This is a genomic window from Frigoribacterium sp. PhB116, assembly GCF_004364285.1.
Taxonomy (GTDB): domain Bacteria; phylum Actinomycetota; class Actinomycetes; order Actinomycetales; family Microbacteriaceae; genus Frigoribacterium.
In genome coordinates this window covers 701,280-726,769 of the sequence record NZ_SOBE01000002.1, presented here as the reverse complement: position 1 = coordinate 726,769, position 25,490 = coordinate 701,280, and the positions used below count along the sequence as shown (strand labels likewise).

The following is a 25,490-nucleotide window of genomic DNA, read 5'->3' as shown; positions in this document are numbered from 1 at the left end:
AGGCGGGCCTGTGGGAGCAGGTCAGGCGCGCTTGTAGAACGGCAGCGACACGACGGCAGCGGGGATCGCGGTGCCGCGGACGTCGACGGCCAGCGCGGGGCCGCGGTCGACGACGTCGGGGTCGACGAACGCCATGGCGACGGGGTGGCCGAGCGTGGGCGAGAGGGCGCCGCTCGTGACCTCGCCGACGACGGTGCCGTCGTCGGTGACGACCGCGTAGCCGGCCCGCGCGGCACGTCGGCCCTCGAGCGTCAGGCCGACGAGCACGCGGGCCGCAGGGGCAGGCTCGACGCCCGCCTTGCCCACGAACTCCTTCGAGGTGTCGACGACGCGGCCGAGGCCGGCCTGCGCGGGGCGCACGTCGAGGCCCAGCTCGTGGCCGTAGAGCGGCATGCCCGCCTCGAGGCGGAGCGTGTCGCGGCTGGCGAGCCCGGCGGGGACGAGGCCGCGCGGGGCGCCTGCCTCGGCGAGGGCACGCCACAGGTCGGGGGCGAGCTCGGGCGCGAGGTAGAGCTCGAAACCGTCCTCTCCGGTGTAGCCGGTGCGGGCGATCAGCACGGGGGCGTCGTCGAAGGTGCCCTGGAGGACGCGGTAGTAGCGCAGGGTCGACAGGGGCGCGTCGGGCTGCAGCCGGTCGGCGGTGACCAGCTCGTCGAGGACGCCCTCGGCCTCGGGGCCCTGGATCGCGATGAGCGCGGTGTCGTCGCTCTCGTCGTCGACCGTGACGTCGAAGCCGTGCGCACGGCTCGCGAGGGCGCCGAAGGCGGCGTCGCGGTTCGAGGCGTTGGCGACGACGAGGTAGTCGTGCTCGTCGAGGCGGTAGACGACGAGGTCGTCGACGATGCCGCCCTCGGGGCTGAGCAGCAACGAGTACTTGGCCCGGCCGACCGCGATGGTCGAGAGGGTGCCCGCGAGCGCCGCGTCGAGGAACGCCCCGGCGTCGGGACCGACGACGGCGATCTCGGCCATGTGCGACAGGTCGAACAGCCCGGCGGCGGTGCGCACCGCGTGGTGCTCGGCCAGGTCGGAGCTGTAGCGGACGGGCATCTGCCAGCCGGCGAAGTCCGTGAAGCTGGCACCGGCGGCGACGTGGACCTCGTGCAGGGGGCTGAGGCGCTCCTCATGCTCGTCGGCGACGGCCTCGGCGTCGACCGCGTCGACGAGGTCGAGGGGCGCGCCGTCGGCGGTCGCGACGCCCCCGGTGCCGTCGTCGGCGAGGGGCAGGTCGCCGGTCGTCCCGGCGGGGCCGTCGCGCAGGTCGGCGTCGTCGCGCAGGTCGGCGTCGTCGCGCAGGTCGGCGTCGTCGCGGAGGTCGGCGTCGTCGGGGCCGGGGGCGGCGGGCAGGTTCGAGGATGCGTCGGACATCTGCGGACTCCTGGGGGAACGGCCCGGCGCCAGGTGACTCGGCCGGGATCGGCGTCGTGCAGCACCTGCACGACGGGGACGCGCACGGCACGGCAGAGCCGCGGTCGTGCACCCCCTCTGTCATGGGCCTGAGAGCTTCGCCGGCCACGAGGGCCGACTTTCACCGTGGGCGAGGAGGCGGTGCCGGCGACGCTCGCGCGCCTCCGGCAGGTGCCCCCTGCTTTTCAGAGTGGCCAGTCCGTCGCGGTACGCGGTACCTGAGAGATTGGCGGGGAGCTTGCTCCTTCGGTGCCCGGCGGCGCATCGGCGTGCGCTCCGGGGCTCTCCCGCGACGTGTTCGTGGCCCGGTGTTCTGTTGTGCCGCTCACCCTACAGCGGGCATGTGACAGCGGTGTTTCGGGAGGCGACGACGGACGCCCCGACCGTGAGGCACGATCGGGGCGTCCTGGAGGGGGGCTCGGGCTAGGAGGCGGGCTGTGCGGGCTGGCCCGGCTCGGGCGACCCGGCGGCCTGGTGCGCGGCGACGAGCTCGCGGACGTCGTTCGCCAGCTGCGCGACGCCCTCGGGCAGCATCTCGAAGCCCTCGCGGTTGCCGGGGTTCACGACGAGACCGGTCTGCGCGGGGATCGCCTGCACGAGCTCGGCGGCGGGGATCGTGGCCTGGTACTCGGCGACGCCCTTGACCTGCTCGCCGATCATGTCGGGGTGCGTGAAGGCCGCCAGCATGGGCGTGCCCTCGCGGTCGAACAACACCGGCTGCAGATCGGTCAGGCTGTCCTGGGCGTCCACGGCGGTGGCCACGACGACCTGCGCGTTGACGAACTCGGCCAGGACGGCGTTCATGTCGCCCTCTCCTGCCTGTCCCTTGCTGATGGCCTGCTCGAGGGCGGTCGGTTCGCGGTTCTCTGTAGCGGTCATCGAACCAGCTTGCACCCTCGACCTCCGTGGTGCCTCCGTGCGGTTAGTCTGAGCCTCCTCGACCTCCGTCGGCGCCCGCCGACGCCCGTCCCGTCACCTGGAGCGCGCCGTGCCCACCAAGACCGTCTCACTGGTCACCGCCGCCTTCGCCGTCACGCTGCTGCTGGCGGGCTGCGCCGGGACCGACGCCGAGCCCGGCGCCGCGGCCACGCCCGGTATCGTGACGACGACCGGGCCCGACGCGACCGCGACGCCGCTGCCGACCACGACTCCCCCGGCGCCGTCGACGGCCGAGGCGCACGAGGCGCCGCCCGCCTGGGACGCCTGCGTCGCCGCGGTCAGGGCCGAGTACCCGGACCTGCCCCCGCTCGATGACGTCTGGGCCTACGAGGAGGCGGACGTCCGCGACTCGGACTCGGGCGCGGTCGCCGAGGTGCGCTTCGGGCACCTCGCCGACGGCCGGGTCGAGGCGGCGTTCACCTGCCAGATCTCGGGGACGCCCGAGTCGCCCGTGGTCGACCTCGTCTCGCCGGTCGACGTCTAGGCCCGATCGGCGAGGTCAGGCGGGCGGCCAGGTCGCACTCACGGCCGTGGCGTCGAGGTCGTCGTCCCGCTCGACCGACACGTCGAGGCCCGCGGCCGCGAACAGGGCGGCCGTGGCCTCGGCCTGGCGCTCGCTCGTCTCGATCAGCAGCGTGCCCGTCGGCGAGAGCCACTCCGCGGCCCCGGCGGCGATCCGCCGGTGCAGGTCGAGGCCGTCCGCCCCGCCGTCGAGGGCGAGGACGGACTCGTGGAGGCGGGCTTCGGAGGGCATCGTCGCGATGGCGGCCGTCGGCACGTACGGCGCGTTCGCGATCAGCACGTCCACCCGGCCGCGCAGCCGTGCGGGGAGCTCGGCGAAGAGGTCGCCCCCGACGACCGTCGCCCGCTCGCCGAGGTTGCGGCGGGCGCAGCGCACGGCGACGGGATCGAGGTCGGCGGCGACCACGTCGAGCAGGGGGCGGCGGCGGAGCAGCGCGACCGCGACCGCACCGACCCCGCAGCACAGCTCGACGAGGACAGGTGCCGCGTCGGCGGGCACGGCGCCGGCGAGCGCCGCGTCGGCCAGCCGCACGAGCAGCTCGGTGCGGCGTCTCGGCACGAAGACGCGCGGCTCGACGACGAGGCGGAGCCCGTCGAAGGCCGCCCAGCCGAGCACCTGCTCGAGCGGCTCGCCCGCCGTCCGCCGGAGGACGAGCGACTCGAGGCTCGGACCGGCCGCCGCCGCCTCGAGCAGGAGGCGCGCCTCGTCCTCCGCGAAGACGCAGCCGGCCGCCCTCAGGCGCGCGACCACCGCCTCCTCGTCCAGGCCCCGTGCCCCGTTCCCCGCCGCCGTGTCGACCACGGGGCCAGCGTAGGGGCCGCACGCCGGGGTGAGACGGTCACGACGCGCTGTCGGCGGCGACGCGTAGGCTCGGCTCGATCATGAAGCCGCTGACCGAGACCGACATCCGTGAGTCGTTCGTGAACGCCCTGCCGGGCGACCTCGACCGGCTCCCCATCCCCGGCCTGCACGAGATGCTGTGGGGCGAGCGCGAGTTCCTGGGCTGGCGCGATCCTCAGGCCCACCAGCGCGGCTACATCGTGCACTGGATGGACGACCAGCCGGTCGGGCTCGTCGTCCGGTCGTCGGGTTCGTCGCTGCGGCCCGGCATCGCCGCCATGTGCTCGCTCTGCCACTCGCCGCAGCCCGCGACCCAGGTGCGCCTCTTCACCGCGCCCAAGGCCGGCGACGCCGGTGCCAACGGCGACACGATCGGCACGTACATCTGCGAGGACCTGGCGTGCTCCCTGCTCATCAGGGTCGCGCCTCCTCACCTCAACCCTCCCGAGCAGATCGAACGGCGCGCCTCCGGCCTGGCCGAGCGCGTGCAGGGCTTCACGGCGACCGTGATGAAGACCGCCTAGCCCCGAACCCTTTCCGTCACCCCTCGCCGGGCATCCCGCCGGGCCGAACGAGAGCGAGCCGCACCATGTCCGTCGTCAAGATCAACGCCATCCACGTGCCCGAGGGCTCGGGCTCCGAGCTCGAGTCCCGCTTCGCCGCCCGCAAGCACTCGGTCGACGGCGCTCCCGGCTTCGAGGGCTTCCAGCTGCTCCGCCCGGTGTCGGGCGACACCCGGTACTTCGTCGTGACGACCTGGGCCGACGAGCAGTCGTTCCAGGCCTGGCAGGCGGACGGCGCCGCGGCGGCGCACGCCGGTCCTCCCGCGGGCCAGGGTGGCCCGGCCGGCCACGGCGCACCGGCCGACCAGGGCAGCGAGGGCGCCGAGGCACCTCGCCGTCCGGTCGCCACCGGTGCCGACCTGCTCGAGTTCGAGGTCGTCGAGCTCTAGCCGCAGCGCTCGTCAGGCACCCCGGAGTGGAGGACGGCCACCTCGCTCGACGTCGAGTGACGTCCCCCCGAGTTCCCAGTGGTCTCCAGGGTCGGCGCGTAGCCTGCCGACCAGTCGCGACCCGCCCCGAGCCGCCACGAGAGGCACAGGACAGCATGAAGAAGCAGAGCCGTTGGATCCCCGCCGTCGTCGTCCCGGCCGCGGTCGTGGCCGCCGGGATCGTCGTGCCGTCGATGGCCGCGAACGCCGAGGTCGTGCTGCCCGAGAAGACTCCCCAGCAGGTGCTCGAGCTCGCCGCGTCGAGTTCCGGCGCCTCGTTCTCGGGTACGGTCGAGCAGACGAGCGGCCTGGGCCTGCCCGACGTGTCGAGCTTCCAGGGCCAGGGCGGAGCCGGCGACGCGACGAGCGACGCCCTCGAGCTCCTGACCGGCAGCCACACCGCGGAGGTCTTCGTCGACGGGACGGACAAGCAGCGCGTGCAGGTCGTGGAGGACCTGGCCGAGCGCGACGTCGTCCGCGACGGCGACAGCGTCTGGACCTGGGACTCCGAGTCGAAGGAGGCGTCGCACCTGACGCTGCCCGACACGAGCGTCACCGAGGTGCCCACCGCCCTGCCCGACGGCACCGCCGTGCCCCAGACGCCGGCCGAGCTCGCCTCGGCCCTGCTCTCTGCCGTCGAGCCCACGACGACCGTCACCGCGACCGACAACGTGAAGGTCGCCGGCCGCACCGCGTACCAGGTCGTCCTCACGCCTGACGACCCCGCGACGCTCGTCGGCAGCGCGACGCTGACCGTCGACTCCGAGACGGGCGTGCCCCTCAAGGTCGTCGTCGCCGCGAAGGGCCAGGCCGACCCGGCCGTCTCGGTCGGCTTCACGTCCGTCGACTTCAGCGCCCCCTCCTCCGACGTCTTCGACTTCACGCCGCCCGCGGGGGCTGCCGTGACCGAGGTCCCCGCACCCGGCACCGACGACGCTCGCGCCCACCACGCCGACGGCCAGGCACCGGAGAAGACCGTGCTCGGCTCCGGCTGGAGCACGATCGTCGGTCTCGCCCCGTCGGCGACCAGCGAGTCCGCGCCGACGAGCGCGTCCTCTGACGACGGCTCCGCGCTGCTCGACCAGGTGCTCACCCCGGTCGACGGCGGCAAGGTGCTGCAGACCTCGCTCGTCTCGGTGTTCGTCGGCGACGACGGCCGCGTGTGGGCGGGCGCCGTCGACGCGGACGCCCTCCAGGCAGCCGTCGCCGCGCAGTGATCGACAGGCGACGTGGGCGGCAGACGCCGTGAGTGACAGCAGGTGCCGTGAGCGACGGGGCTGACGCGAGGCCGGACATCGGCCTCGCCGTCCAGACCGTAGGCCTCGGCAAGACCTTCGGTCGCCAGCAGGCCGTCGCCGACCTCGACCTCGCGGTGCCGCGGGGCAGCGTCTACGGGTTCCTCGGCCCCAACGGCTCGGGGAAGACCACGACCATCCGCATGCTGCTGGGCCTCACCAGTTCGACGAGCGGCTCGATCCGGGTGCTCGGCGGCGCCATGCCCGACCGCGCCCGTGACGTGCTGCCCCGAGTCGGCGCACTCGTCGAGGGGCCCGCGTTCTACCCGTTCCTCTCGGGGCGAGCCAACTTGACGCGCCTCGACTCCGGCGACCGTCGGGCTCCAGGCGGCACCCGCAAGGCCCGGGTCGCGGCCGCGCTCGACCGCGTCGGCCTCGGCCACGCCGCCGACAAGAAGGCGCACGCCTACTCCCTCGGCATGAAGCAGCGCCTCGGCATCGCGAACGCGCTCCTCATGCCGCGCGACCTGCTCGTGCTGGACGAGCCGAGCAACGGCCTCGACCCGCAGGGCACCCGGGAGGTGCGCGCCCTGATCCGCTCCCTCGCCGACGACGGGACGACCGTCCTGGTGTCGAGCCACCTGCTGGCCGAGGTCGAGCAGATGTGCACGCACATCGGCGTGATGAGCGCGGGACGGCTGCTCACGCAGGGCACCCTCGGCGACCTCCGCGCGCTCGGCACGCACCGCGTGCGCCTGCTCACGCCCGATCCCGACCTCGCCCGTGACGTGCTCGTCCGGCTGGGCCTCGCGCCCGACGACCCGGGCTCGGCCGGTCCTGCCCCGTCCGAGGGAGCGCACGTCGAGGCCGACCTCACGGTCGAGGGGCTGGCCCCCGAGGCGATCGTCGCGGCACTCGTCGCCGCCGACGTGCGGGTGCGCGGCTTCGAGGTCTCGGGCGCGAGCCTCGAGGACCGCTTCGTCGACCTGACCGGGGAGGGCTTCGATGTCGCCGGCTGACCCGATCCCGTCCGACGGGGGCGCCGCCTCCTCACCCGCCGACGGAGCCGCGGCCGGCTCGCCCGCCGTCCTGCCCGAGGCGGTGGCCCGCCGAGGTTCCGGGCTCGCGCTGCTCGGCAGCGAGGTCGTCGTCCTGTTCCGCCGTGTCCGCACGATCGCCCTGCTGGCGGCGCTCGCGCTGATCCCGATCCTGCTCGCGGTCGCGGTCCGCGTGACGACCGACGACGCCGGCTCGGGAGGACGTGGTCCCGCGTTCCTCGGCGACATCACGCAGAACGGCCTGTTCGTCTCGCTCACCGCGCTCACGGTGGCCATCCCCTTGTTCCTGCCCCTGACGGTGGGCGTCGTCGCGGGCGACACGATCGCGGGCGAGGCGAGCCTCGGCACCCTGCGTTACCTGCTCGTCACCCCGGTGGGCCGGGTGCGCCTCCTGCTCGTGAAGTACGCCGGCGCCGCCCTGTTCTGCCTCGTCGGCACGCTCGTCGTGGTCGTCGTGGGGGCGATCGCGGGCGCGGCCCTGTTCCCCGTCGGGCCGGTCACGTTGCTCTCGGGACAGACGATCGGCCTGGGCGACTACGCGGGCCGCATGCTGCTGATGGCCCTCTACGTCACCATCTCGCTGCTGGGGCTCAGCGCGATCGGCCTCTTCGCCTCGACCCTCACGAGCGTGCCCGTCGGCGCGATGGCGGCGACGATCGTCCTCTCGACCGTCGCGCAGATCGTCGACGCGCTGCCGCAGCTCGACTTCCTCGACCCGTGGCTGTTCACCCACTACTGGCTCGGCTTCGCGGATCTGCTGCGCGATCCGATCTCGTGGAGCAACTTCGCGGACAACGCGTTGCTCCAGGCGGGATACATCGCCGTCTTCGGCGCCCTGGCGCTGGGACGCTTCACGACGAAGGACGTCCTGAGCTGAGCAGGGCTCCGCACCGGTCTACCGTGGATCGGTGACTTCCCGACACCGCCTCCTCCCCGCCGCAGCGGTGGCCGCCGCTGCCCTGCTGACCGTCACGGCGTGCACGACGTCGACCCCCGAGCCCGAGACCGTCGAGTTGACGGTGGCCACGCCGGAGGCGGCGGTCACCGCCGCCGCGTCGGGCACCCCCGCCGAGCGGGCCGTCGAGACCAGCCGCGCGCTGTGGGTCAGCTCGCCGGTCGTGGTGCTCGCCACGGCCGACGCCCCGGACGCCGTCGCCGAGGCGGCGGAGCAGGGCGAGCGGATCGGCGCGCCCGTGCTGATCGCCGCCGCGGGCGTCGACGTCGCGACGGAGGTCGACCGCCTGGGTGCGGCGACGGTGGCGACGGTGGGCGAGGGCCCGTCGGCGGACGACCTCGAGCTCGGCGACGTGGACGCCGTGCCGGCCGCCGAGGTCACGGCTCCCCCGGCCCGGGACGCCGACTCCTCGACGCTCGTCGTCGTGTCGGGACCGGACGACGCCGCGGCGTCGGCCACCGCCCGAGCTGCGGGAGCCGAGCTGCTCGCGCTGCCCGAGGGCGTGACCGACCTGCAGCAGGACGCCTCCGTCGTCGGCGCGATGGGCGCCTCCGAGGCGGACTCCACCCTCGTCGTCGGCTCCGCGTTCGCCGACCGGCCCCACCTCGAGTGGTCGGTCGCCGCGGCGCGCTCGGGCGCCGAGCTGCCGGGCGGCGGCCAGCGGTTCTTCCCCGACCGACGGTTCGTCGCCCTCTACGGCGCCCCGGGCACCTCGGCTCTCGGCGTCCTCGGTGAACAGGACGTCGCGGCGACCGTGCAGCGCGCCGCCGACACGGCGGCCAGCTACCAGGCCTCGTCCGACCGGCCCGTAGTGCCGATGCTCGAGCTGATCGCGACCGTGGCGGCAGGCGACGCGGGCCCTGACGGCGACTACTCGAACGAGCTCGACCCCGAGCGGCTGCGCCCGTACGTCGAGGCCGCGGCCGCCGCCGGGCAGTACGTCGTGCTCGACCTGCAGCCGGGACGCACCGACTTCCTGACCCAGGCCCGCCGGTACGAGTCGTTGCTCACCGAGCCGAATGTGGGCCTCGCCCTCGACCCCGAGTGGCGCCTCGCCCCGGACCAGGTGCCGCTCCGGCAGATCGGCGGCGTCGACGCGGCCGAGGTGAACGCGGTCTCCACCTGGCTCGCCGACCTCGTCGACGCGCACTCGCTGCCGCCGAAGTTGTTCGTGCTGCACCAGTTCCGGTCGAGCATGCTGCGCGACCGGGCGGCGATCGACCTGAGCCGCCCCGAGCTCACGACCCTCGTGCACGTCGACGGCCAGGGCTCCCAGCCCGACAAGCAGGCCACCTGGCGGGCACTGCACGACGGCGCGCCCGCCGTGGCGTGGGGCTGGAAGAACTTCTACGACGAGGACGAGCCGATGCTCACGCCCGAGCAGACGATGACCGAGGTGTCGCCGGTGCCGGACCTCGTGACGTACCAGTAGGAGGCGGCCGGCTCCTCCCGGCGGGAGGCGGCGGCCGGTCTCGGAGACCGAGCGCACCGGTCGGTCTCAGAGGCCGAGCGCGCCCGTCGGAAGCAGGGCGTGCACTCCCCACGTCTGGTTCGCCACCTGCGTCACGCGCAGGTCGACGACGGCGCTGGCGAAGGCGAGGGCGGTCGCGCGGTCGACGTCGAGCAGGGCCGCCAGCCACGTCACCATCGCGTCCAGGGCGTCGCCCGTCGCGACGTCGAGGTCGGCGTCGAAGCCGAAGGTTATCCGCCCCGCGGGGGTCTCGGCGTGCACGCTCGGGAGCGGGCGCCGCTCGACCAGGTCGATCCGCACCTCCGTCGTCATCGGGCACTCGATCGCCGTGCCGCCGACCTCGCCGTCGCCCTGGGCCGCGTGGCCGTCGCCGAGGTACAGGAGCGCGTCGTCGACCTGCACCGGCAGCCACAGGGTCGACCCCGCCACGAGCTCGCGGCAGTCGACGTTGCCGCCCGCCGTCGTGCGCGGCGGCGTCGTGGAGTGCTCGCCCGGATCGGCGGGCGCCACGCCCGTCACCCCGAGGAACGGCGCGGTCGGCACGCTGAGCCCCCGGCTCTCGGTGGCGACGCCGGCGTCGGCGTCGATCTCCCAGAGCAGCCAGGCGGGCGGGACGTCGGCCAGGCCGAGCCGCGTCGTGACCGGCGTCTCGCGGCCGCCAGCGACCGTCCAGCCCCACTCCCCCGGCCGCAGGTCGACGAAGGTGACGCCGAGCATCTGCCCGGGACGCGCGCCCCGGACGGCGACGGGACCGGTGAGCGCGTGGCCCCGCGCCTGCGGGAACAGGCGCGGCCGCACCTCGCCGGGCGTCCGCTGGCGCTCGAGGTGGCCGGAGGCGTCGAGCGACCCGACGACGACCTCGTCGCCGGGAGCGACGGTGAGGACGGGGGCGTGGTCGCGGCAGTAGACGTCGTTCGTCGTCGCGGGTGTCGGATCGAGCCGGTGTCGGGTCACGCGACGCCGCCCGCGACGGGGACGGGTGCCGCGCGCAGCTGCTCGACGACCGCGGCGGGTGCGGTCCGGCCGAGGTACCCGACGCGGGACTCGCGCACGTGCCGTCCCATCAGCTCCGCTGCCCGGTCGGCGTCGCCCGCGTCGATGGCGGCGAGGATGACGCGGTGGTCGGGCCAGAGCCGCTTGCCGCGGGAGAACTCGTCGAGGGCGTAGAGCCACTCGATCTTGCGGGACAGCTGGCGCAGCAGCGTCGCGAGCGTGCTGCTGCGGCTGAGCTCGGCGATGCCGATGTGGAACCGCTCGTTCAGGTCGACCAGGCGATCGAGGTCGCCCCGGGCGACGGCGGCGTCGCCCTCGTCGAGCAGCTGCTCCAGCGACCGCCGCACGCGCCGCCAGTCGTCGTCGGCGTCGCTGCTGCCGCCTCCGGCCGCCTGGTCGTCCCCGCCGCTGAACCGCGCCCGCGCCCTGCCCGCGGCGCGGCGAGCGGTCGAGATCTCGAGCGCCTCCCGGACCGCGAAGAGGTCGTCGGCCTCGTCGAACGGGATCTCGGCCACGCGCGAGCCGACGTTCGGCCGGGACTCGACGAAGCCCTCCGCCTCCAGCCCGCGGAGCGCCTCGCGCACCGGCACCCGGGAGACGCCGTAGCGCTCGGCGAGCGCCGCCTCCGTGATCCGCGTGCCCGGCTGCAGCACCCCCTGCACGATGTCCGCCCGCACGGCGTCGACGACGCTCAGCACGGTCGTGCTCCGCAGGGCGCGCCGGGACGCGACGCGACGCGACCCGCCCGCCGGGGTCGGTCAGACAGCGAGGCTGGCACCGGGGATCGCTCCTAGGAGGTGGTGGGTGTACTCGTCCGTCGGGGCGAGGAACACGTCGTCGACGCTGCCCCGCTCGACGATGCGACCGCGTCGCATCACCACCACACTATGGGCGATCTGGCGCACCACGGCGAGGTCGTGCGTGATGAACAGGTAGCTGAGCCCGAGACGGCCCTGCAGCTCGGCGAGCAGCTCGAGGATCTGCTCCTGCACGAGCACGTCGAGGGCCGAGACGGCCTCGTCGCAGATCAGCAGCTCGGGCTCGAGCGCGAGGGCCCGGGCGATCGCGACGCGCTGTCGCTGGCCGCCCGACAGCTCGTTCGGCCGGCTCTGTGCGACCGAGCGCGGCAACGCGACCTGGTCGAGCAGCTCGGCCACGCGCGCACGGCGGCCGGCACGGTCGCCGACCCCGAAGATGCGCAGCGGCTCGTCGACCAGCCGCTCGACGCTGTAGGTGGGGTCGAGCGAGCCGTACGGGTCCTGGAACACGGGCTGCACGCGACGACGCAGGGCCCGGCGCGCGGCGCCCCGACTGGCGGTGATGCCCTCGCCGTCGATGAGGGCGGAGCCCGACGTGGCCGGCTCGATCCCCAGCACGATCCGCGACAGCGTCGTCTTGCCCGAGCCCGACTCGCCGACGACCGCGGTGGTCGTGCCGCGGGGCACCTCGAACGAGATGCCGTCGACGGCTCGCACGGTCTCGCCCCGACGGCCCCGGAGGCGGTACTCCTTGACGAGGTCCGTCACGACCAGGATCGGGTCGGCCCGCGCCTCCTCGGCCCCCTGCTGCCCGTCGCCGACGGGCTCCTCGGCCCGGAGCGCCGCGGCGGCGGCCACCGTCGGCGCCGCGGCCACCAGTCGTTTCGTGTACTCGTGCTGCGGGTCGAGCAGGATCTGCCGGGGCGTGCCCTGCTCGACGACGCGGCCGTCGAGCATGACGACGATGCGGTCGGTCCGGTCGGCCGCGACGCCGAGGTCGTGCGTGATGAAGAGCAGCGACGTGCCGTGAGCGTCGACCAGCGTCTGCAGGTGGTCGAGGATCTGCCGCTGCACCGTCACGTCGAGCGCGCTCGTCGGCTCGTCGGCGATGAGCAGCTCGGGGTCGCGGGCGAGGGCCACGGCGATCAGCACGCGCTGGCGCATGCCGCCGGAGAACTCGTGCGGGTACTGGCCCGCCCGCCGGTCGGCCTCGGGGATGCCGGCCTCGGTCATCAGTTCGACGACGCGTCGGCCGACGGCGGCCCGGCCGCGCGCACCGCCCGCGCGCAGGGCGTCCGCGATCTGAGCCCCGACGGTCATCGAGGGGTTGAGGTTCGTCGACGGGTCCTGCGGCACGAGGCCGATGCGGGCGCCGCGGACCGACCGCATCCGCGCCTCGCCCGCCCCGGTCAGCTCGTCGCCGCCGAGGTGGACCGTGCCGCCCGTGACGTGCCCGGCACCGGGGAGCAGCTGCAGCACGGCCGCCACGACGGTCGACTTGCCCGAGCCGGACTGGCCGACGATCGCGACGCGTTCGCCGCGCGCCACGTCGAGGTCGACCCCGTGCACGACGTCGCGGTCGCCGAACGCGACCCGCAGGCCGCGGACGGCGAGCAGGGGCGCGGCGGCAGGGCCCGAGCTGGTGCTGGTGCTGGTGCTGGTGCTGGTGCTCACGTCTGTCGTCGTGTTCCTGGTCGGCGTCTCAGCGTCCTGCGGCATAGGCCTGTGCTCCTCGGGGGTTGGCGGCGGCGCCCAGCACGCCGGTCTCGGGGTCTCGGGTGACGCTCGACAGCCGGCCGAGCGACCAGTCTCCCGAGCGGGTGACGACGTGGCCACGGGCCTCGAGGCCGGCGATCAGCTCGTCGCCGAGGCGGTCCTCGACGACGACGCCGCCCGGCGTCCAGGTGCGCGGCCAGAACGAGCCGGGGAACGACGTCGTGTGCAGGGCCGGGGCGTCGATCGCCTGCTGCGGGGTCCAGCCGCCGACGATCGTGCGCAGCAGGTACAGCAGCTGCCACTGGTCCTGCTGGTCGCCGCCAGGCGAGCCGAGGGCGACCAGCGGCTGGCCGTCGCGCAGCACGAGCGTCGGCGTCAGGGTGGTGCGGGGGCGACGACCGGGCTCGAGCGTCGAGGCGGTGCCCTCCTCGAGCCAGCTCATCTGGAGGCGGCTGCCGAGGCAGAAGCCGAGCTCGGGGATCGTCGGCGACGACTGCAGCCAGCCACCCGAGGGCGTCGCCGAGACGACGTTGCCCCAGCGGTCGACCACGTCGATGTGGCAGGTGTCGCCGCGGGTCTCGCCGGTCGGCGCGACGTCGGGCTCGGCACCCGGCTGGCGGGCGTCGTCGGCGGGCACGGCGGTCGGGACGGCGCCGGGGGCGGCGGCGGAGAACGAGCCGACGGTGGGCTCCCCCACGCCGGCGCCGCGGCCGGCCACCTCGTCGTCGGTGCGGAGCGTCGGGAGGCGGCCCGCGCCTCCTGCGCCCCCGGCGTCGCCCGGACGCAGCTCGTGCGACGCGGTCCGCCCGATGAGGGCACGACGCTCGGCGGCGTACTCCGCCGACAGCAGGCGGCCGAGCGGCACGTCGCGGTCGCCGTACCAGGCCTCGCGGTCGGCCATCGCGAGCTTGAGCGCCTCGACGATCGTGTGCGCGCCCTCGACGGTCGAGGGGTCGAGCAGCTCGTCGGGCAGCGGATCGAGCATCGCCAGCACCTGCAGCAGGGCCGGGCCCTGCCCCCAGGCGCCGGTCTTCGCGACGACGTGGCCGCGGAACTCGACGGCCGTCGCCTCCTCGGTCGAGGCGCGGAAGGCCGCCAGGTCGGATGCGCGCATCACCCCCGCGTGGTCGCCTCCCGTCGAGTGCCGGTGCGGCGTGCGCACGAAGGCGTCGATCGAGGTCGCGACGAGCCCCTCGGCCCACTCGGTGCGCGCGGCGTCGACACGGGCACGGCGGGCGGCCTCGGCGCGCGAGGAGCCGGGGCCGTCGGTCCCGTCGGGGCCGTCGGTGCCGGGCGTCCGCGGCGCGGGACTGGCCTCGGCGGCCGGCAGCGCGCCTCCTGCGGCCACGAGCCCGTCGAGCACCCGGGCGTACGCCTCGTTCACGACCATCTCGCCCGGCGCCGGCGGGGCGCCGTCGACGAGCCAGCGGTCGGCCGAGGTGGGCCAGTGCTCGGCGAACAGCGCGGCGACGGCGCCGATCGTCTCGGTCACCCGTGCGGTGATCGGGTGCCCGTCGCGGGCGTAGCCGATCGCGTAGGCGAGCACGTCGGCGAGCTCCCACGTGCCGTGGTCGCGGAGCAGGAGCAGCCACGCGTCGACCGCGCCGGGCACGGCCGCGGCGAGGGCGCCCGACCCCGGGACGAGGTCGAGTCCCTCGGCGCGGTAGTGCTCGACCGTCGCGCCGGCGGGCGCCGGCCCCTGCCCCATCAGGACGACGGGCCGGCCCGGCTCGTCGGCCGTCGCGAAGACCGCCGTCATGTCGCCGCCCGGCCCGTTGAGGTGCGGCTCGACGACGTGCAGCACGAACGCGCCGGCGACCGCCGCGTCGAACGCGTTGCCGCCGCGCTCGAGCACCGACTGGGCCGTGGCCGTCGCGAGCCAGTGCGTCGAGGCGGTCATGCCGAAGGTGCCTCGGAGGTCGGGCCGGGTGGTGAACGCGGGAGGTGCGGTGTAGGTCACGAAGATCAGGTCCGTTCGCGGGAGGTCGGGTCGAGGGCGTCGCGGAGCGCGTCGCCGACGAGGTTGAAGCCGAGGCAGATGACGGCGATGGCGAGGCCCGGGACGACGGCCGCGAACGGTGCGTTCGACAGGTACTGCTGCGCGTCGGAGAGCATGATGCCCAGACTGGCCGTCGGCGGCTGGATGCCGAGCCCCAGGAACGACAGCAGCGCCTCCCCGATGACCGCGACCGGCATGATGACCGTCGCCTGGACGATGATCGCCGAGACGCAGTTCGGCAGGACGTGGGCGAAGATCACCCGCAGGCCGGTCGCGTCCATGGTGCGGGCGCTCAGCACGAAGTCGGTCGAGCGGATGCGCATCGTCTCGCCGCGCACCACCCGGATCATGGTGGGGATCTGCGCGATGCCGAGGGCGACCACCGCGTTGCCGAGGCTCGGTCCGCTGATGGCGGCGAGCGCCACGGCGATGATGAGGAACGGGAACGCGAGCATCACGTCGGTCAGGCGCGACACGATCGCGTCCAGCCAGCGCCAGTAGCCCGCGATCAGCCCGAGCGGGGTGCCGACGACGACGGCCAGCACGACGCTGAGCACGCCGACGACGAGCGAGACGCGGATGCCGTAGACCGTGCGCGAGAGGATGTCGCGGCCGAGGTCGTCGGTGCCGAGCAGGTACCCGATCGTGCCGGGCAGCTGGAACGGGGCGTCGAAGTGCACCTCGGCCGGGCCGTACGGCGCGATCAGCGGGGCGGCGATCCCCGCGACGAGGACGACGAGCAGCATCACGCCGCCGATCACGCCGAGCTTGTTGCGGCGCAGCTGGCCCCAGACGCGGCCCCGGTCGGAGCCGAGCTCGTGGGAGGTGGGCACGAGGACGGTCATCAGGAGGCTCCTCCGACTCGGATGCGCGGGTTGAGGACGCTGTAGAGCACGTCGACGACGAGGTTGATCAGGATGTAGCCGAGCGTGATGACGAGCACGACGGCCTGCACGACCGGGTAGTCGCGCGTGAAGACCGCGTCGAGGGTGAGCTTGCCGAAGCCCGGCAGGGCGAAGATGCGCTCGGTCACGACGGCGCCCGAGATCAGCCCGCCGAGCTGCAGGCCGACGATCGTCACGACGACGATCATCGAGTTGCGGAGCCCGTAGCGGAGCAGCACCCGGCCCCGTCCGAGGCCCTTGGCGCGGGCCGTGCGGACGTAGTCCGTCGTCATCGTCTCGATCATCGAGGCCCGCGTCTGCCGCATGATCACGGCGGCGAGGGAGGTGCCGAGGATGAGCGCCGGCAGGGTCAGGTGCACGAGCGCCTGCCACGGGTCCTCGGTGACGGGGACGTACCCGGAGGCGGGGAAGATGCCCAGCCCGACGGCCAGCCACAGGATGGCCAGGATGCCGAGCCAGAAGTTCGGCACGCTCAGGCCGACGAGGGCGGCGGCGTTGGCCATCCACTCGGGCCAGCGGCCGCGCCAGCGCTCGGCGACGACGCCCAGGGCGACGCCGACGAGCACGGCCACGACGATGGCGTACAGCGCGAGCCACAGGGTGACCGGCAGCGTCGCGCCGATCAGGTCGGCGACGGGGGTGCCGGTCCGGGTGGACTGGCCGAGGTCGCCCCGGAGGAACGCCCCGACGAAGCGGAGGTACTGCACGACGAGCGGGTCGTCGAGCCCGAGGTCGGCGCGGATGGCCGCGACCTGCTGCGGGCTGGCCTCCTCACCCGCCAGGGCGAGGGCAGGGTCGCCCGGCAGCTGCCGGACGCCGACGAAGACCACGACGGAGGCGAGCACGAGCGTCACCGCCGACTGCCACAGGCGGGTGAGGAGGTAGCGTGCCATGGCTCAGTCGGCCTCGACGAAGGCGGCGGTGCTGAGGCGCACGACGCCGTCGGCGAAGGTGGAGACGCCGGCGATGTCGTTCGACAGCGCGGTGAGGCTGCGCACGCGGTACAGCCAGATGATCGGCGAGTCCTCCTGCACCTTCTCGACGACCTGGCCGTAGAGCTCGGCCCGCTCGTCGACGTCGGTCGTCGACGCGGCGTCGCTGAGCAGCTCGTCCACCTCGTCGTCGCTGTAGCCGCTGTAGTTGTTGCCGGCGCCGGTCGACAGGAAGTTGAACATGTTGCCGTTCGGGTCGATTCGGCCCGACCAGCCGAGCTGCAGCGCCTCGAAGTCGCCCTCGGTCTGCACGTCGAGCAGCGTCGAGTACTCGACGGGGGTGATGGTCAGCTCGAAGCCGCCCTCGGCGACCTGGGCCTGCAGCGCCTGGGCGAAGCGCACGGTGTCCGGGTTGTTGCTCACCTGCATGTCGATCGCGAGGGGGGTCTCCACGCCCTCGTCCTCGAGCATCTGCACCGCCGCCTCCGGGTCGTAGTCGGGGCAGGCGTCGCTCGCGTCGGTGGCGAACGGGCTGCTCGGCGAGATCGGGGAGCAGGCAGGGTCGTAGAGGCCGCCGAAGACGGTCTTCACGAGCGCCTCACGGTCGATCGACATCGAGAGCGCCTGGCGCACCGCGGCGTTGCTCGCGAGCGGGCCGTCGAGCTGCACGGGCTCGGTGCCGATGCCGTCCTGGTTGCCGATGTTGACCGTCAGGCCCTGGTAGCCGAGGGAGCCGACCTCGAGCACGGTGAGGGAGTCGTCCTCCTTCAGCGTGCCGACGTCCTGCGTCGACATCGAGTCGGCGACCTGCACGTCGCCCGACTGCAGGTTCGCCGCGCGGATGCTCGCGTCGGTGATGATGCGGTACCTGATCGTGTCGAAGTGGGCCGACTCGGCGTCGTAGTAGAGCGGGTCGCGCTCGACGGTGATCGAGGTCTGCGGCACGCGCTCGACGAACTTGTACGGGCCGACGCAGACGGGGGCGTCGCCGAACGCGTCGCCGGCCGAGGCGAGCGCCGTGGGCGACATCACCATGCCCGCACGGTCGGCGAGGGCCGCCGTCAGCGGGGCGAACGGCTCGGAGTAGGTGACCTCGACGGTCGCGTCGTCGACCGCCGAGATGCCGGTGATCGGGCCGAGCTCGCTGCGGCGTGACGAGTCGTCCTTGTCGAGGCCGCGCTGCAGGGTGCCGACGACCGCCTCCGCGTCGAGCGGGGTGCCGTCGGCGAAGACGGCGTCCGTGCGCACGGGGAACGTGACGGTGAGGCCGTCGTCGCTGACGTCGGGCAGCTCGGTGGCGAGCATCGGCACGATGGCGCCCTCGGCGTCGATGTCGTACAGCTTCTGGCACATCGTCTCCATCACGTAGCGCGTGTAGAGGGACGAGGAGGTGGTCGGGTCGAGCCGGTCGGGCTCGGCCGAGAGCGCCATGACGAGGTCGCCGCCCTCGACGATCGTCGCGTCGCCGATCGGGGCGGTCGAGATGTCCTCCCGGCTGCTCGTGGCGGCGGTGTCGGCCGTCTGGACCTGCTGGCACCCGGTCGCCACGAGGACGATGCCGAGGGCTGCGGCCGGCAGCGTGAGCGCGCGACGCCGGGCGGCAGATCGCGAGGAGAGCGAGGTCAGAGGCATGTGTGGTCCGATGCTCGGGTGCGGGAGGAAGTGGATTGAATGCAATCAGTCCCGATGACGCGCTCTTGTATACAACTTGTTACGGACGTGTAAAACGTGCCCCGGACGAGGGTGGGCGATGCGGGTCGAGTGGGAGCTCACGGGGCAGGCCGCGCACGCCGCGAAGGCGCGCGCGGGGCGGCGTCGAGGCGACCCGCACCTTCGAGGGGCATGATCGGGGGTGCCCCCCGCCCGAGAGGACTGCTGCGTGAACACCAACGACGAGGTCGACCTGATCATCGACGCCTGGGCGCGCGTGCGGCCCGACATCGACTTCGCAGCGCTCGACGTCTTCTCGCGGCTGCGACGCATCTCCCGACGACTCGACCGGGTGCGCGCCGAGGCGTTCCGACGCTCGGGCCTCGAGATCTGGGAGTTCGACGTGCTGTCGACCCTGCGCCGGGCCGGCGACCCCTTCGAGCTCAGCCCCAAGGACCTCGTCACGGCCACCATGGTCACGAGCGGCACGATGACGAACCGGCTCGACCGGCTCGTCGAGCGCAGCCTCGTCGAACGCCGCGCCGACCCGCGAGACGGCCGCGCCGCCCTCATCCGCATCACCGAGGAGGGCGTCGACCTCGTCGACCGGGCCATGCTCGACCTGCTCGAGGCCGAGCACTCGCCGCTCGGGTCGCTGACCCGTCAGCAGCGCGACCAGCTGGCCGACCTGCTGCGCGAGCTGGGCACCGGCTTCGCCTGATCCCCGACGGACCAGCTCTGACGGGACCAGCCCTGACGCGCCCGGTCAGAAGCTGGTGCTGGGCAGGTCCTTCTCGCCGTCGACGATCGCCCGGACGATGCGGGCCGCGACCGCGTCGGGGTCGAGCCCGGTCGGGAAGCTCGGCGCCTCGCCGGTGATCGGCCGCGTCGCGAGTCCGGTCTCCGTGTGCCCGGGTCGCGCGTCCACGAGGCGGACGCCGCGCCTCCTGAACTCGCGGGAGGCGGCGCTCACCCACGCGGCCAGGCCCGACTTGGCAGCGGAGTACGCGGCCATGCCCGCGGTCGGCGACTCGGCGACGACCCCGCTGATCGTGACGGCGAACGGCTCACGCCCCGCGGCTGCGGACGCGGCGAGCGCCTCCGACGCGTCGCGCAGCAGGCGGACGGGTGCCAGCAGGTTCGTCTGGACCAGCTCGTCGAGAGCCTCGTCGCTGACGGCGTCGGCAGGTCCGAACCCGACGACGCCCGCTGCGACGACGACACCGTCGAGACGCCCGTGGGCCTGGAGCGCCGCGGCGACGAGCGACGCGCCCCCGCCCGGCTCGCGGAGGTCGGCGACGTAGGCGTCGGGCCCGGTGAGCTCTCCCCCGGCGCGTCCGGCCCGCACGACGACGGCCCCCTGGTCGGACAGCTGCGCGGCGATCCGGCTGCCGAGGCCGCCCGACGCCCCGGCGACGAGCACGACGGCTCCCTGCAGATCGGTCATGCCCGGAGCGTACGCGCGGCACCCGAGCACCCGCCCGGCCGCGCCGCTGGGCCGTGCCCGAAGCCGCGATACAACGCAGAAGGGACAAACCGACGCGGGGCCCCGCGGCAGGTCGTCCCGTTCGCGGCGCTTCTCGACCCGCAGCGGCGCGGCCCGTCGCCGGGTCAGCGCCGCCGGCGCGGCACGACCAGGGGCGTCCCCGTCACGGGATCGGGCACCACGAGGCACGGCAGGTCGAAGACGTCCTCGACGAGCTCGGCCGTGAGCACGTCGGCCGGGGCACCGGTCGCGACCACCTCGCCGTCGCTCATGACGATCAGGTCCGTCGCGTAGCGCGCGGCCTGCGCGAGGTCGTGCAGCACGGCGACGACGGTCGTGCCCTGCTCGTGCAGCCGCGCGAAGAGGTCGAGCAGGTCGTACTGGTGGGCCATGTCGAGGTACGTGGTGGGCTCGTCGAGCAGCAGCACCGAGGTCTGCTGCGCGAGCGCCATCGCGACCCAGACGCGCTGCCGCTGTCCGCCCGAGAGCTCGTCGACCGGCACCTCGGCCAGGTCGACGAGGTCGGTCTCGGCGAGCGCGGTCGCGACGGCGGCCCGGTCGGCGTCCGACCACTGCCGGAACATGCCCTGGTGCGGGTAACGGCCCCGGGACACGAGCTCGCCCACGGTGATGCCCTCGGGTGCGGTCGACGACTGGGGCAGCAGGCCGACCGTGCGCGCCGCCTCCTTCGCGGGCACCCTGGCGAGGTCGCGTCCGTCGAGCAGCACGGCTCCGGAACGGGGGGCGAGGAGGCGCGAGAACGCCCGCAGGAGGGTCGACTTGCCGCAGGCGTTCGGCCCGACGATCACCGTGAACGAGCCGTCGCGGACCTCGGCGTCGATCGACGCCGAGACGGTGCGGCGGTCGTACGCCAGGTGCGCGGCTCGGGCGGCGAGCCGCGGCGTGGCGTCGGCGCGCGTGGCGCCGCCGGGTCTGGCGCCGGCAGGCGTGGCGCCGCCGCGCGGGACGGGGCCGGGCACGAGCGGGTCGGGCGTGACGGGGTCGGTCACCGGGTCCTCCGGGATTCTGCGACGAGCAGGCTGATCAGGTAGGCGCCGCCGATCACGAGCGTGACGAGGCCGACGGGCACGGGCGTGGTGGTGACGTGCTGGGCGACGACGTCGGCGACGAGCAGCAGCAGCCCGCCGACCAGCGCGGCGCCGAGCAGGGGGACCCCGGCCGAGCGCACGACCCGACGGGCGAGCTGGGGCGCGGCGAGCGCGACGAAGATGATCGGCCCCGTGCTGGCGGTGACGACCGCGGTCAGCGCGACGGCGAGCACCACGAGGGCGAGGCGCGTGCCCTCGGCGCGCAGGCCGTGGGCGCGGGCCGCGTCGTCGCCGAGCTCGAGCTGACGGAGGGGCCGTGCCAGGCCCGCGACGAGCACCGCCAGCACTGCGATCAGCGCAGCGCCCGGCAGCAGCTCCGACCAGCCGACGAGGGCCAGCGACCCGGCGCCCCAGAACGACGCGGACAGGGCCACCTCGGCCTGGGCCCGCAGCAGCAGCCAGCTGTTGACGGAGTGCAGCAGGGCCGTGACGGCGATGCCGACGATGATCAGCCGCAGCCCGTGCACCCCCTTGCGCCACGCGAGCAGGTACACGACGAGTGCCGTCGCGAGGCCGCCGACGAGCGCGCCGAGAGCCGTGCCCACGGCGGAGGCAGCACCCGAGACGATCACGACGATGGCACCCGTGTAGGCCCCTGTCGAGAAGCCGATCACGTCGGGCGAGCCGAGGGGGTTGCGGGTCAGCGACTGGAACACCGCCCCGGAGGCGCCCAGCGCGGCCCCGAACACGAGTGCGGCGAGGACGCGCGGCAGCCGCCACTGCAGCACGATCGTCGACGCGAACCCGTCGCCGCCGAGCAGGGCGTGCAGCACCTCGGGCGGGCTGAGCGGGTAGTCGCCGAGGCCGAGCGCGAGCACCGCGACCACGAGGGCGACGATCGCGAGGGAGGCGGTGGCCACGGCACGACGACCGCGGGGCCGGAGGCGGCCGGGACCGAGGCCTGAGCCGGGACCGGGGTCGGAGCCTGAGCGGAGACGGCTCCGCAGGTCGAGGCCGCTCACCGAGCGCCGCCCGTGAGGCGGCGGGCGACGACGATCAGCACGGGTGCGCCGATCGCCGCGGTCACGAGGCCTGCGGCGAGTTCGCCCGGAGGCGCGACGACCCGACCCAGCACGTCGGCGATCAGCAGCAGCACGGGCCCCAGCAGGGCGCTCAGCCCGATCGTCCACGGCTGGCTGGCCCCGACGACGCCGCGGGCGGCGTGCGCGACCATGAGCCCCAGGAACGCGATCGGCCCGACCACGGCCGTCGCGCCTCCTGCCAGGAGGGTCACGACGACGAGGGCGGCCACGCGCACGAGGGGCACCGAGACGCCCACGGACGAGGCGTGGTCGTCGCCGAGGGCCACCGCGTCGAGCGGACGCGAGACCAGCAGCGCGAGGACGACGCCGACCACGACGAAGGGGGCGACGGTCGCGACCGGCCCCCAGCCGCGGTCGGCCAGCGAGCCGACCTCCCAGGCGCGGACGGCGTCGAAGCGACGCGGGTCGGCGAGCACGATGGAGGAGGTGATCCCGCTCAGCACGGCCCCCAGGGCGATGCCCGAGAGCGTCAGCCGCGCGGGGCTGCCGCCGGACCTGCCGGCACCCCCGACCAGCGAGACCGTGACCGCGGCGAGGGCCGCACCGACGAACGAGAACCAGATCCAGCCGCTCGCGGCGGTGACCCCGGCGAAGCCGACGGCGATCGACACGGCGAACGCGCTGCCCGCCGTGACGCCGAGGATGCCGGGGTCGGCGAGGGGGTTCCGCGTGACCGCCTGCACCACGGCGCCCGCGACCCCGAGGCCCGCCCCGGCCACGAGGGCCGCCGCGGTGCGCGGCAGGCGCAGGTCGAGGACGGCGGCGACGTCGGCGGGCGCGACGCCGGCCGGGGCGGCGCCGCCCGACAGCAGCCCGCCCAGCACCCGCACCACGTCGGCGAGCGCGACGGGACGGGCGCCGACGGCGAGGCTGAGGAGGAGCGCGACCGCCAGCAGGACAGCGGCGACGACGAGGCCCGCGACCCTCCGGCGGGTCCGGGCGGCGGCCCGCGGGGCCCGGACTGCTCCGGGCGGGGTGGTGGTCGCCATGCAGATGAGCTTAGGCTACCCTCACCTGGGACTCGCCCCGACGCGAGCCAGCACCCCGCCCCCGAGTCCCAAGGACACCCCCATGCGCTCCCCCGTCACCTTCGTCGCCGTCCTGGCCGCCACCTCCCTCGCCCTCGTCGGCTGCTCCGCCGGCGCCTCCGACGACACCGCCACCAGCGGCCCGAGCGTCGCGGCCGGCACGTTCCCCGCGAGCGTCGACACCAAGTTCGGCGAGGTCACGATCGACCAGCAGCCGAAGCGCGTCGTCGCCCTCGGCTGGGGCGACGCCGAGACCGCGCTCGCCCTCGGCGTGCAGCCGGTCGGCGCCTCCGACTGGCTGGCCTTCGGCGACGAGGCCGACGGCGTCGGCCCCTGGGCCCAGGGCCTCTACGACCAGTCGCCCGAGATCATCGGCACGCTCGAGCCCTCCTACGAGGCCATCGCGGCGCTCGAGCCCGACCTCATCCTCGACACCAAGGGCTCCGGCGACCAGGACCGGTACGACCGCCTCTCGAGCATCGCCCCGACCGTGGGCGTGCCCGAGGGCGGCGACAACTACCTCACCGACTTCGAGGACCAGCTCGACCTCGTCTCGACCGCCCTCGGCCTCGAGGACGAGGGCGACCGCCTCGTCGACGAGAGCGAGTCGGCCGTCGAGGCCGTCGCCCAGGCGCACCCCGAGTGGGACGGCCTCACCGTGACCGCCGCCACGAAGACCAGCGAGGGCTGGGGCGCCTACGTCGAGGGCAGCGAGCGCGTCGACCTGCTCGAGGAGCTCGGCTTCGAGCAGAACCCCGCCATCGCGGCCCTCACGCCGAACTCGGGCGGGTTCTCGGTGACGATCTCGTCCGAGCAGCTCGACGTGATCGACGCGGACGTGATCGTCGCGTTCCCGATCTACATCGCCACGACCGAGATCACCGACGACCCGCAGTGGAAGGCCGTGCCGGCCGTGCAGGCCGGTCACGACCTCGTCATCGACGGCGACGTCTCGGCCGCGTACTCGCTGAGCAGCGCGCTCTCGCGTCAGTACGCCCTCGACCAGCTCGTGCCGCTGCTCGAGACGGCGACCCAGAACTGACCGGGGAGTCCCGCGTGACCGACGCCGCCGCCTCCTCGGCCGCCGCTGCCGCCGCGCCCGTCGCGGCTGGCGTCCGGGCCGCCCGGCCGGTGCGTGCCCAGCACGTCTTCGTGGTCGAGCGGACCGAGCGCCTGTCACCGCACCTCGTGCGGGTCCATCTCGGCGGCGAGGCGTTCGACGGGTTCGTCGAGGCCGGGGCCGAGCGGCTGGCGGCCACCGACCGCTACGTCAAGCTGCTGCTGCCCCCGCGACCCGACCGGGGGCTGCAGCCGCCGTTCGACCTCGACGAGCTGCGCGGCCGCCTCGGGCCGGACGAGCTGCCGGTGCGACGGACGTACACGATCCGTTCGGTCGACGCCGTGGCGCGGACGATCGCCGTCGACTTCGTCGTGCACGGCGACGAGGGCGTCGCAGGGCCGTGGGCGCTCGCGGCCCGGCCCGGCGACCGGCTGCAGATGTCGAGCCCGGGCGGGCTCTGGTCGCCGTCCGACGACCCGGCCGTGCCCGACCTGCTGCTCGGCGACGACTCGGCGGTGCCGGCGATCGCCTCCGCGCTCGAGTCGATGGCGCCCGACGCCCGCGGGCTGGCGCTGATCGAGGTCGAGGGGGTCGACGACGAGCTCGTGCTCGCCCGACCCGACGGGGTCGAGCTCCGCTGGCTGCACCGTGCCGGGGCGCGTCCGGGCGATGCGCTGCTGACGGCGCTCCGCGGGCTGGCGCCGCCCACGTCGCCGGTGCGCGTCTTCGCCCACGGCGAGCGAGGCGCCATGAAGGAGGCGCGGGTCGTCCTGCACGACACCTGGGGCCTCGAGCGGTCGTCGCTGTCGCTCAGCGCCTACTGGGCGCTCGGCCGCGTCGAGGACGCGTTCCAGGCCGAGAAGCGCGAGCCCGTCGGGGCGCTCTTCGCCGACTGACGCCGGCGTCGACGCCCTGCGGGACCGCCGAGACCCTCCTGCGCACAGGAGGGCCTCGGCGGTTCTCGGGGGTCTCGACGTGACGCGACCGTCCGCGGGGCAGGGCCCTAGCGCGCGGTGGGCTCGCGCAGCACGCGACGGACGAGGTCGACGAGCGCCTCGGGCGGCAGGGCGGCCAGCTCGGCGGCGGTCATGCGGCGTCCTGGGCGGAGATCAGCGAGATGACGTCGATGGCCTCGGTCGCGACGGACAGGTGGTCGACGGCGGGGACGGGGGTGAACGATGACGGGGTCACGGTGGTGCCTCTCGGGTGAGGGGAGCTGAGGGGGCCGCCCTGCACCGGGGTGCGGGACAGGGGGAGTGCGTCGGGGTGCCGACTGCCGGACGGTGCCGGACGAGGAGGCGTCGCGGAGGGCGACGCCGCGGCGCTAGGTGCCGGGCGTGGCGAAGAAGTCGCCGTAGGTCAGCTCGGCCGTGACGACCGGGGCTGCGGGGCGCG

24 protein-coding genes and 1 riboswitch are annotated in these 25,490 nt (G+C 74.6%); of the genes, 10 read left to right on the top strand and 14 right to left on the bottom strand.

From position 1 onward, the window contains the following. Positions 1-21: 21 nt before the first annotated feature. Both gcvT and EDF20_RS09850 read right to left on the bottom strand, forming a co-directional pair. A complete protein-coding gene (gene gcvT, locus EDF20_RS09855; protein WP_133738530.1) occupies positions 22-1,365 on the bottom strand; it encodes a glycine cleavage system aminomethyltransferase GcvT in 1,344 nt (447 codons plus the stop codon). A 234-nt stretch (positions 1,366-1,599) separates the two neighbouring features. Further along, positions 1,600-1,704, bottom strand: a riboswitch (glycine riboswitch). A gap of 123 nt (positions 1,705-1,827) precedes the next feature. Continuing rightward, the gene (locus EDF20_RS09850) at positions 1,828-2,283 is read right to left on the bottom strand and encodes an SseB family protein (protein WP_123548112.1); all 456 of its coding nucleotides are present in this window, start codon (positions 2,281-2,283) and stop codon (positions 1,828-1,830) included. 109 nt (positions 2,284-2,392) lie between these two features. On the opposite strand from EDF20_RS09850, the gene EDF20_RS09845 reads away from it, so the two are divergent. Next, positions 2,393-2,827 (top strand): hypothetical protein, encoded by a 435-nt coding sequence (locus EDF20_RS09845; RefSeq protein ID WP_123548111.1) that lies wholly within the window; start codon positions 2,393-2,395, stop codon positions 2,825-2,827. Positions 2,828-2,842: 15 nt separating this feature from the next. Here the strand turns inward: EDF20_RS09845 and EDF20_RS09840 are convergent, their stop codons facing one another. Continuing rightward, entirely contained in the window at positions 2,843-3,667 is an 825-nt protein-coding gene (locus EDF20_RS09840) for a putative protein N(5)-glutamine methyltransferase (RefSeq protein ID WP_233569125.1), read from the bottom strand. Positions 3,668-3,747: 80 nt separating this feature from the next. On the opposite strand from EDF20_RS09840, the gene EDF20_RS09835 reads away from it, so the two are divergent. The 6 genes from EDF20_RS09835 (at position 3,748) to EDF20_RS09810 (ending at position 9,377) form a co-directional block, all read left to right on the top strand. Next, a complete protein-coding gene (locus tag EDF20_RS09835; RefSeq protein WP_123548110.1) occupies positions 3,748-4,230 on the top strand; it encodes an FBP domain-containing protein in 483 nt (160 codons plus the stop codon). 65 nt (positions 4,231-4,295) lie between these two features. Then, a complete protein-coding gene (locus EDF20_RS09830) occupies positions 4,296-4,658 on the top strand; it encodes an antibiotic biosynthesis monooxygenase (protein WP_123548109.1) in 363 nt (120 codons plus the stop codon). A gap of 155 nt (positions 4,659-4,813) precedes the next feature. Further along, positions 4,814-5,914 (top strand): outer membrane lipoprotein carrier protein LolA, encoded by a 1,101-nt coding sequence (locus EDF20_RS09825; protein WP_133738529.1) that lies wholly within the window; start codon positions 4,814-4,816, stop codon positions 5,912-5,914. A gap of 47 nt (positions 5,915-5,961) precedes the next feature. Next, complete coding sequence (locus EDF20_RS09820) at positions 5,962-6,951, top strand: ATP-binding cassette domain-containing protein (RefSeq protein ID WP_199732430.1); 990 nt, start codon at positions 5,962-5,964, stop codon at positions 6,949-6,951. Next, complete coding sequence (locus EDF20_RS09815) at positions 6,938-7,867, top strand: ABC transporter permease (protein WP_123548106.1); 930 nt, start codon at positions 6,938-6,940, stop codon at positions 7,865-7,867. The genes EDF20_RS09820 and EDF20_RS09815 overlap by 14 nt, the downstream gene beginning before the upstream one ends. A 31-nt stretch (positions 7,868-7,898) precedes the next feature. Further along, positions 7,899-9,377 (top strand): hypothetical protein, encoded by a 1,479-nt coding sequence (locus tag EDF20_RS09810; RefSeq protein WP_133738528.1) that lies wholly within the window; start codon positions 7,899-7,901, stop codon positions 9,375-9,377. A gap of 66 nt (positions 9,378-9,443) precedes the next feature. Here the strand turns inward: EDF20_RS09810 and EDF20_RS09805 are convergent, their stop codons facing one another. From EDF20_RS09805 to EDF20_RS09775, 7 genes are read right to left on the bottom strand one after another with little or no spacing between them, the layout of a single operon-like run. Then, positions 9,444-10,370 (bottom strand): acetamidase/formamidase family protein, encoded by a 927-nt coding sequence (locus EDF20_RS09805; RefSeq protein ID WP_133738527.1) that lies wholly within the window; start codon positions 10,368-10,370, stop codon positions 9,444-9,446. Further along, entirely contained in the window at positions 10,367-11,107 is a 741-nt protein-coding gene (locus EDF20_RS09800; RefSeq protein ID WP_243833433.1) for a GntR family transcriptional regulator, read from the bottom strand. Before EDF20_RS09800 ends, EDF20_RS09805 begins: the two co-directional genes overlap by 4 nt. Before the next feature lie 60 nt (positions 11,108-11,167). Further along, positions 11,168-12,841: an ABC transporter ATP-binding protein gene (locus EDF20_RS09795; RefSeq protein ID WP_243833432.1), complete on the bottom strand. Its 1,674-nt coding sequence runs from the start codon at positions 12,839-12,841 to the stop codon at positions 11,168-11,170. A gap of 28 nt (positions 12,842-12,869) precedes the next feature. Continuing rightward, positions 12,870-14,843, bottom strand: a complete 1,974-nt coding sequence (locus tag EDF20_RS09790) for a gamma-glutamyltransferase (RefSeq protein ID WP_166644795.1) — start codon at positions 14,841-14,843, stop codon at positions 12,870-12,872. Positions 14,844-14,848: 5 nt separating this feature from the next. Next, on the bottom strand, positions 14,849-15,727 hold the full coding sequence (locus tag EDF20_RS09785; protein ID WP_133738525.1) for an ABC transporter permease: 879 nt from the start codon (positions 15,725-15,727) through the stop codon (positions 14,849-14,851). Next, the gene (locus tag EDF20_RS09780) at positions 15,727-16,680 is read right to left on the bottom strand and encodes an ABC transporter permease (RefSeq protein WP_123548101.1); all 954 of its coding nucleotides are present in this window, start codon (positions 16,678-16,680) and stop codon (positions 15,727-15,729) included. The genes EDF20_RS09785 and EDF20_RS09780 overlap by 1 nt, the downstream gene beginning before the upstream one ends. Positions 16,681-16,683: 3 nt before the next feature. After that, positions 16,684-18,351, bottom strand: coding sequence for an ABC transporter substrate-binding protein (locus EDF20_RS09775; RefSeq protein ID WP_133738524.1), 1,668 nt, complete (start codon positions 18,349-18,351; stop codon positions 16,684-16,686). A gap of 247 nt (positions 18,352-18,598) precedes the next feature. Between EDF20_RS09775 and EDF20_RS09770 the strand changes: the two genes are divergently transcribed. Beyond that, complete coding sequence (locus tag EDF20_RS09770; protein ID WP_123548099.1) at positions 18,599-19,090, top strand: MarR family transcriptional regulator; 492 nt, start codon at positions 18,599-18,601, stop codon at positions 19,088-19,090. 45 nt (positions 19,091-19,135) lie between these two features. Here the strand turns inward: EDF20_RS09770 and EDF20_RS09765 are convergent, their stop codons facing one another. The 4 genes from EDF20_RS09765 to EDF20_RS09750 all read right to left on the bottom strand — a co-directional run bounded on the left by EDF20_RS09765 (position 19,136) and on the right by EDF20_RS09750 (position 22,996). Further along, positions 19,136-19,816: an SDR family oxidoreductase gene (locus tag EDF20_RS09765; RefSeq protein ID WP_133738523.1), complete on the bottom strand. Its 681-nt coding sequence runs from the start codon at positions 19,814-19,816 to the stop codon at positions 19,136-19,138. A 164-nt stretch (positions 19,817-19,980) separates the two neighbouring features. Then, complete coding sequence (locus EDF20_RS09760) at positions 19,981-20,730, bottom strand: ABC transporter ATP-binding protein (protein ID WP_123548337.1); 750 nt, start codon at positions 20,728-20,730, stop codon at positions 19,981-19,983. A gap of 131 nt (positions 20,731-20,861) precedes the next feature. Continuing rightward, a complete protein-coding gene (locus EDF20_RS09755; protein WP_233569122.1) occupies positions 20,862-21,824 on the bottom strand; it encodes an iron chelate uptake ABC transporter family permease subunit in 963 nt (320 codons plus the stop codon). Between the two features lie 98 nt (positions 21,825-21,922). Next, positions 21,923-22,996: an iron chelate uptake ABC transporter family permease subunit gene (locus EDF20_RS09750; protein WP_133738522.1), complete on the bottom strand. Its 1,074-nt coding sequence runs from the start codon at positions 22,994-22,996 to the stop codon at positions 21,923-21,925. 82 nt (positions 22,997-23,078) lie between these two features. Here EDF20_RS09750 and EDF20_RS09745 point away from each other — a divergent pair, with 82 nt between their 5' ends. Then, a complete protein-coding gene (locus tag EDF20_RS09745) occupies positions 23,079-24,077 on the top strand; it encodes an iron-siderophore ABC transporter substrate-binding protein (protein WP_133738521.1) in 999 nt (332 codons plus the stop codon). 14 nt (positions 24,078-24,091) lie between these two features. Continuing rightward, entirely contained in the window at positions 24,092-24,991 is a 900-nt protein-coding gene (locus EDF20_RS09740; protein WP_133738520.1) for a siderophore-interacting protein, read from the top strand. Positions 24,992-25,490 lie beyond the last annotated feature (499 nt).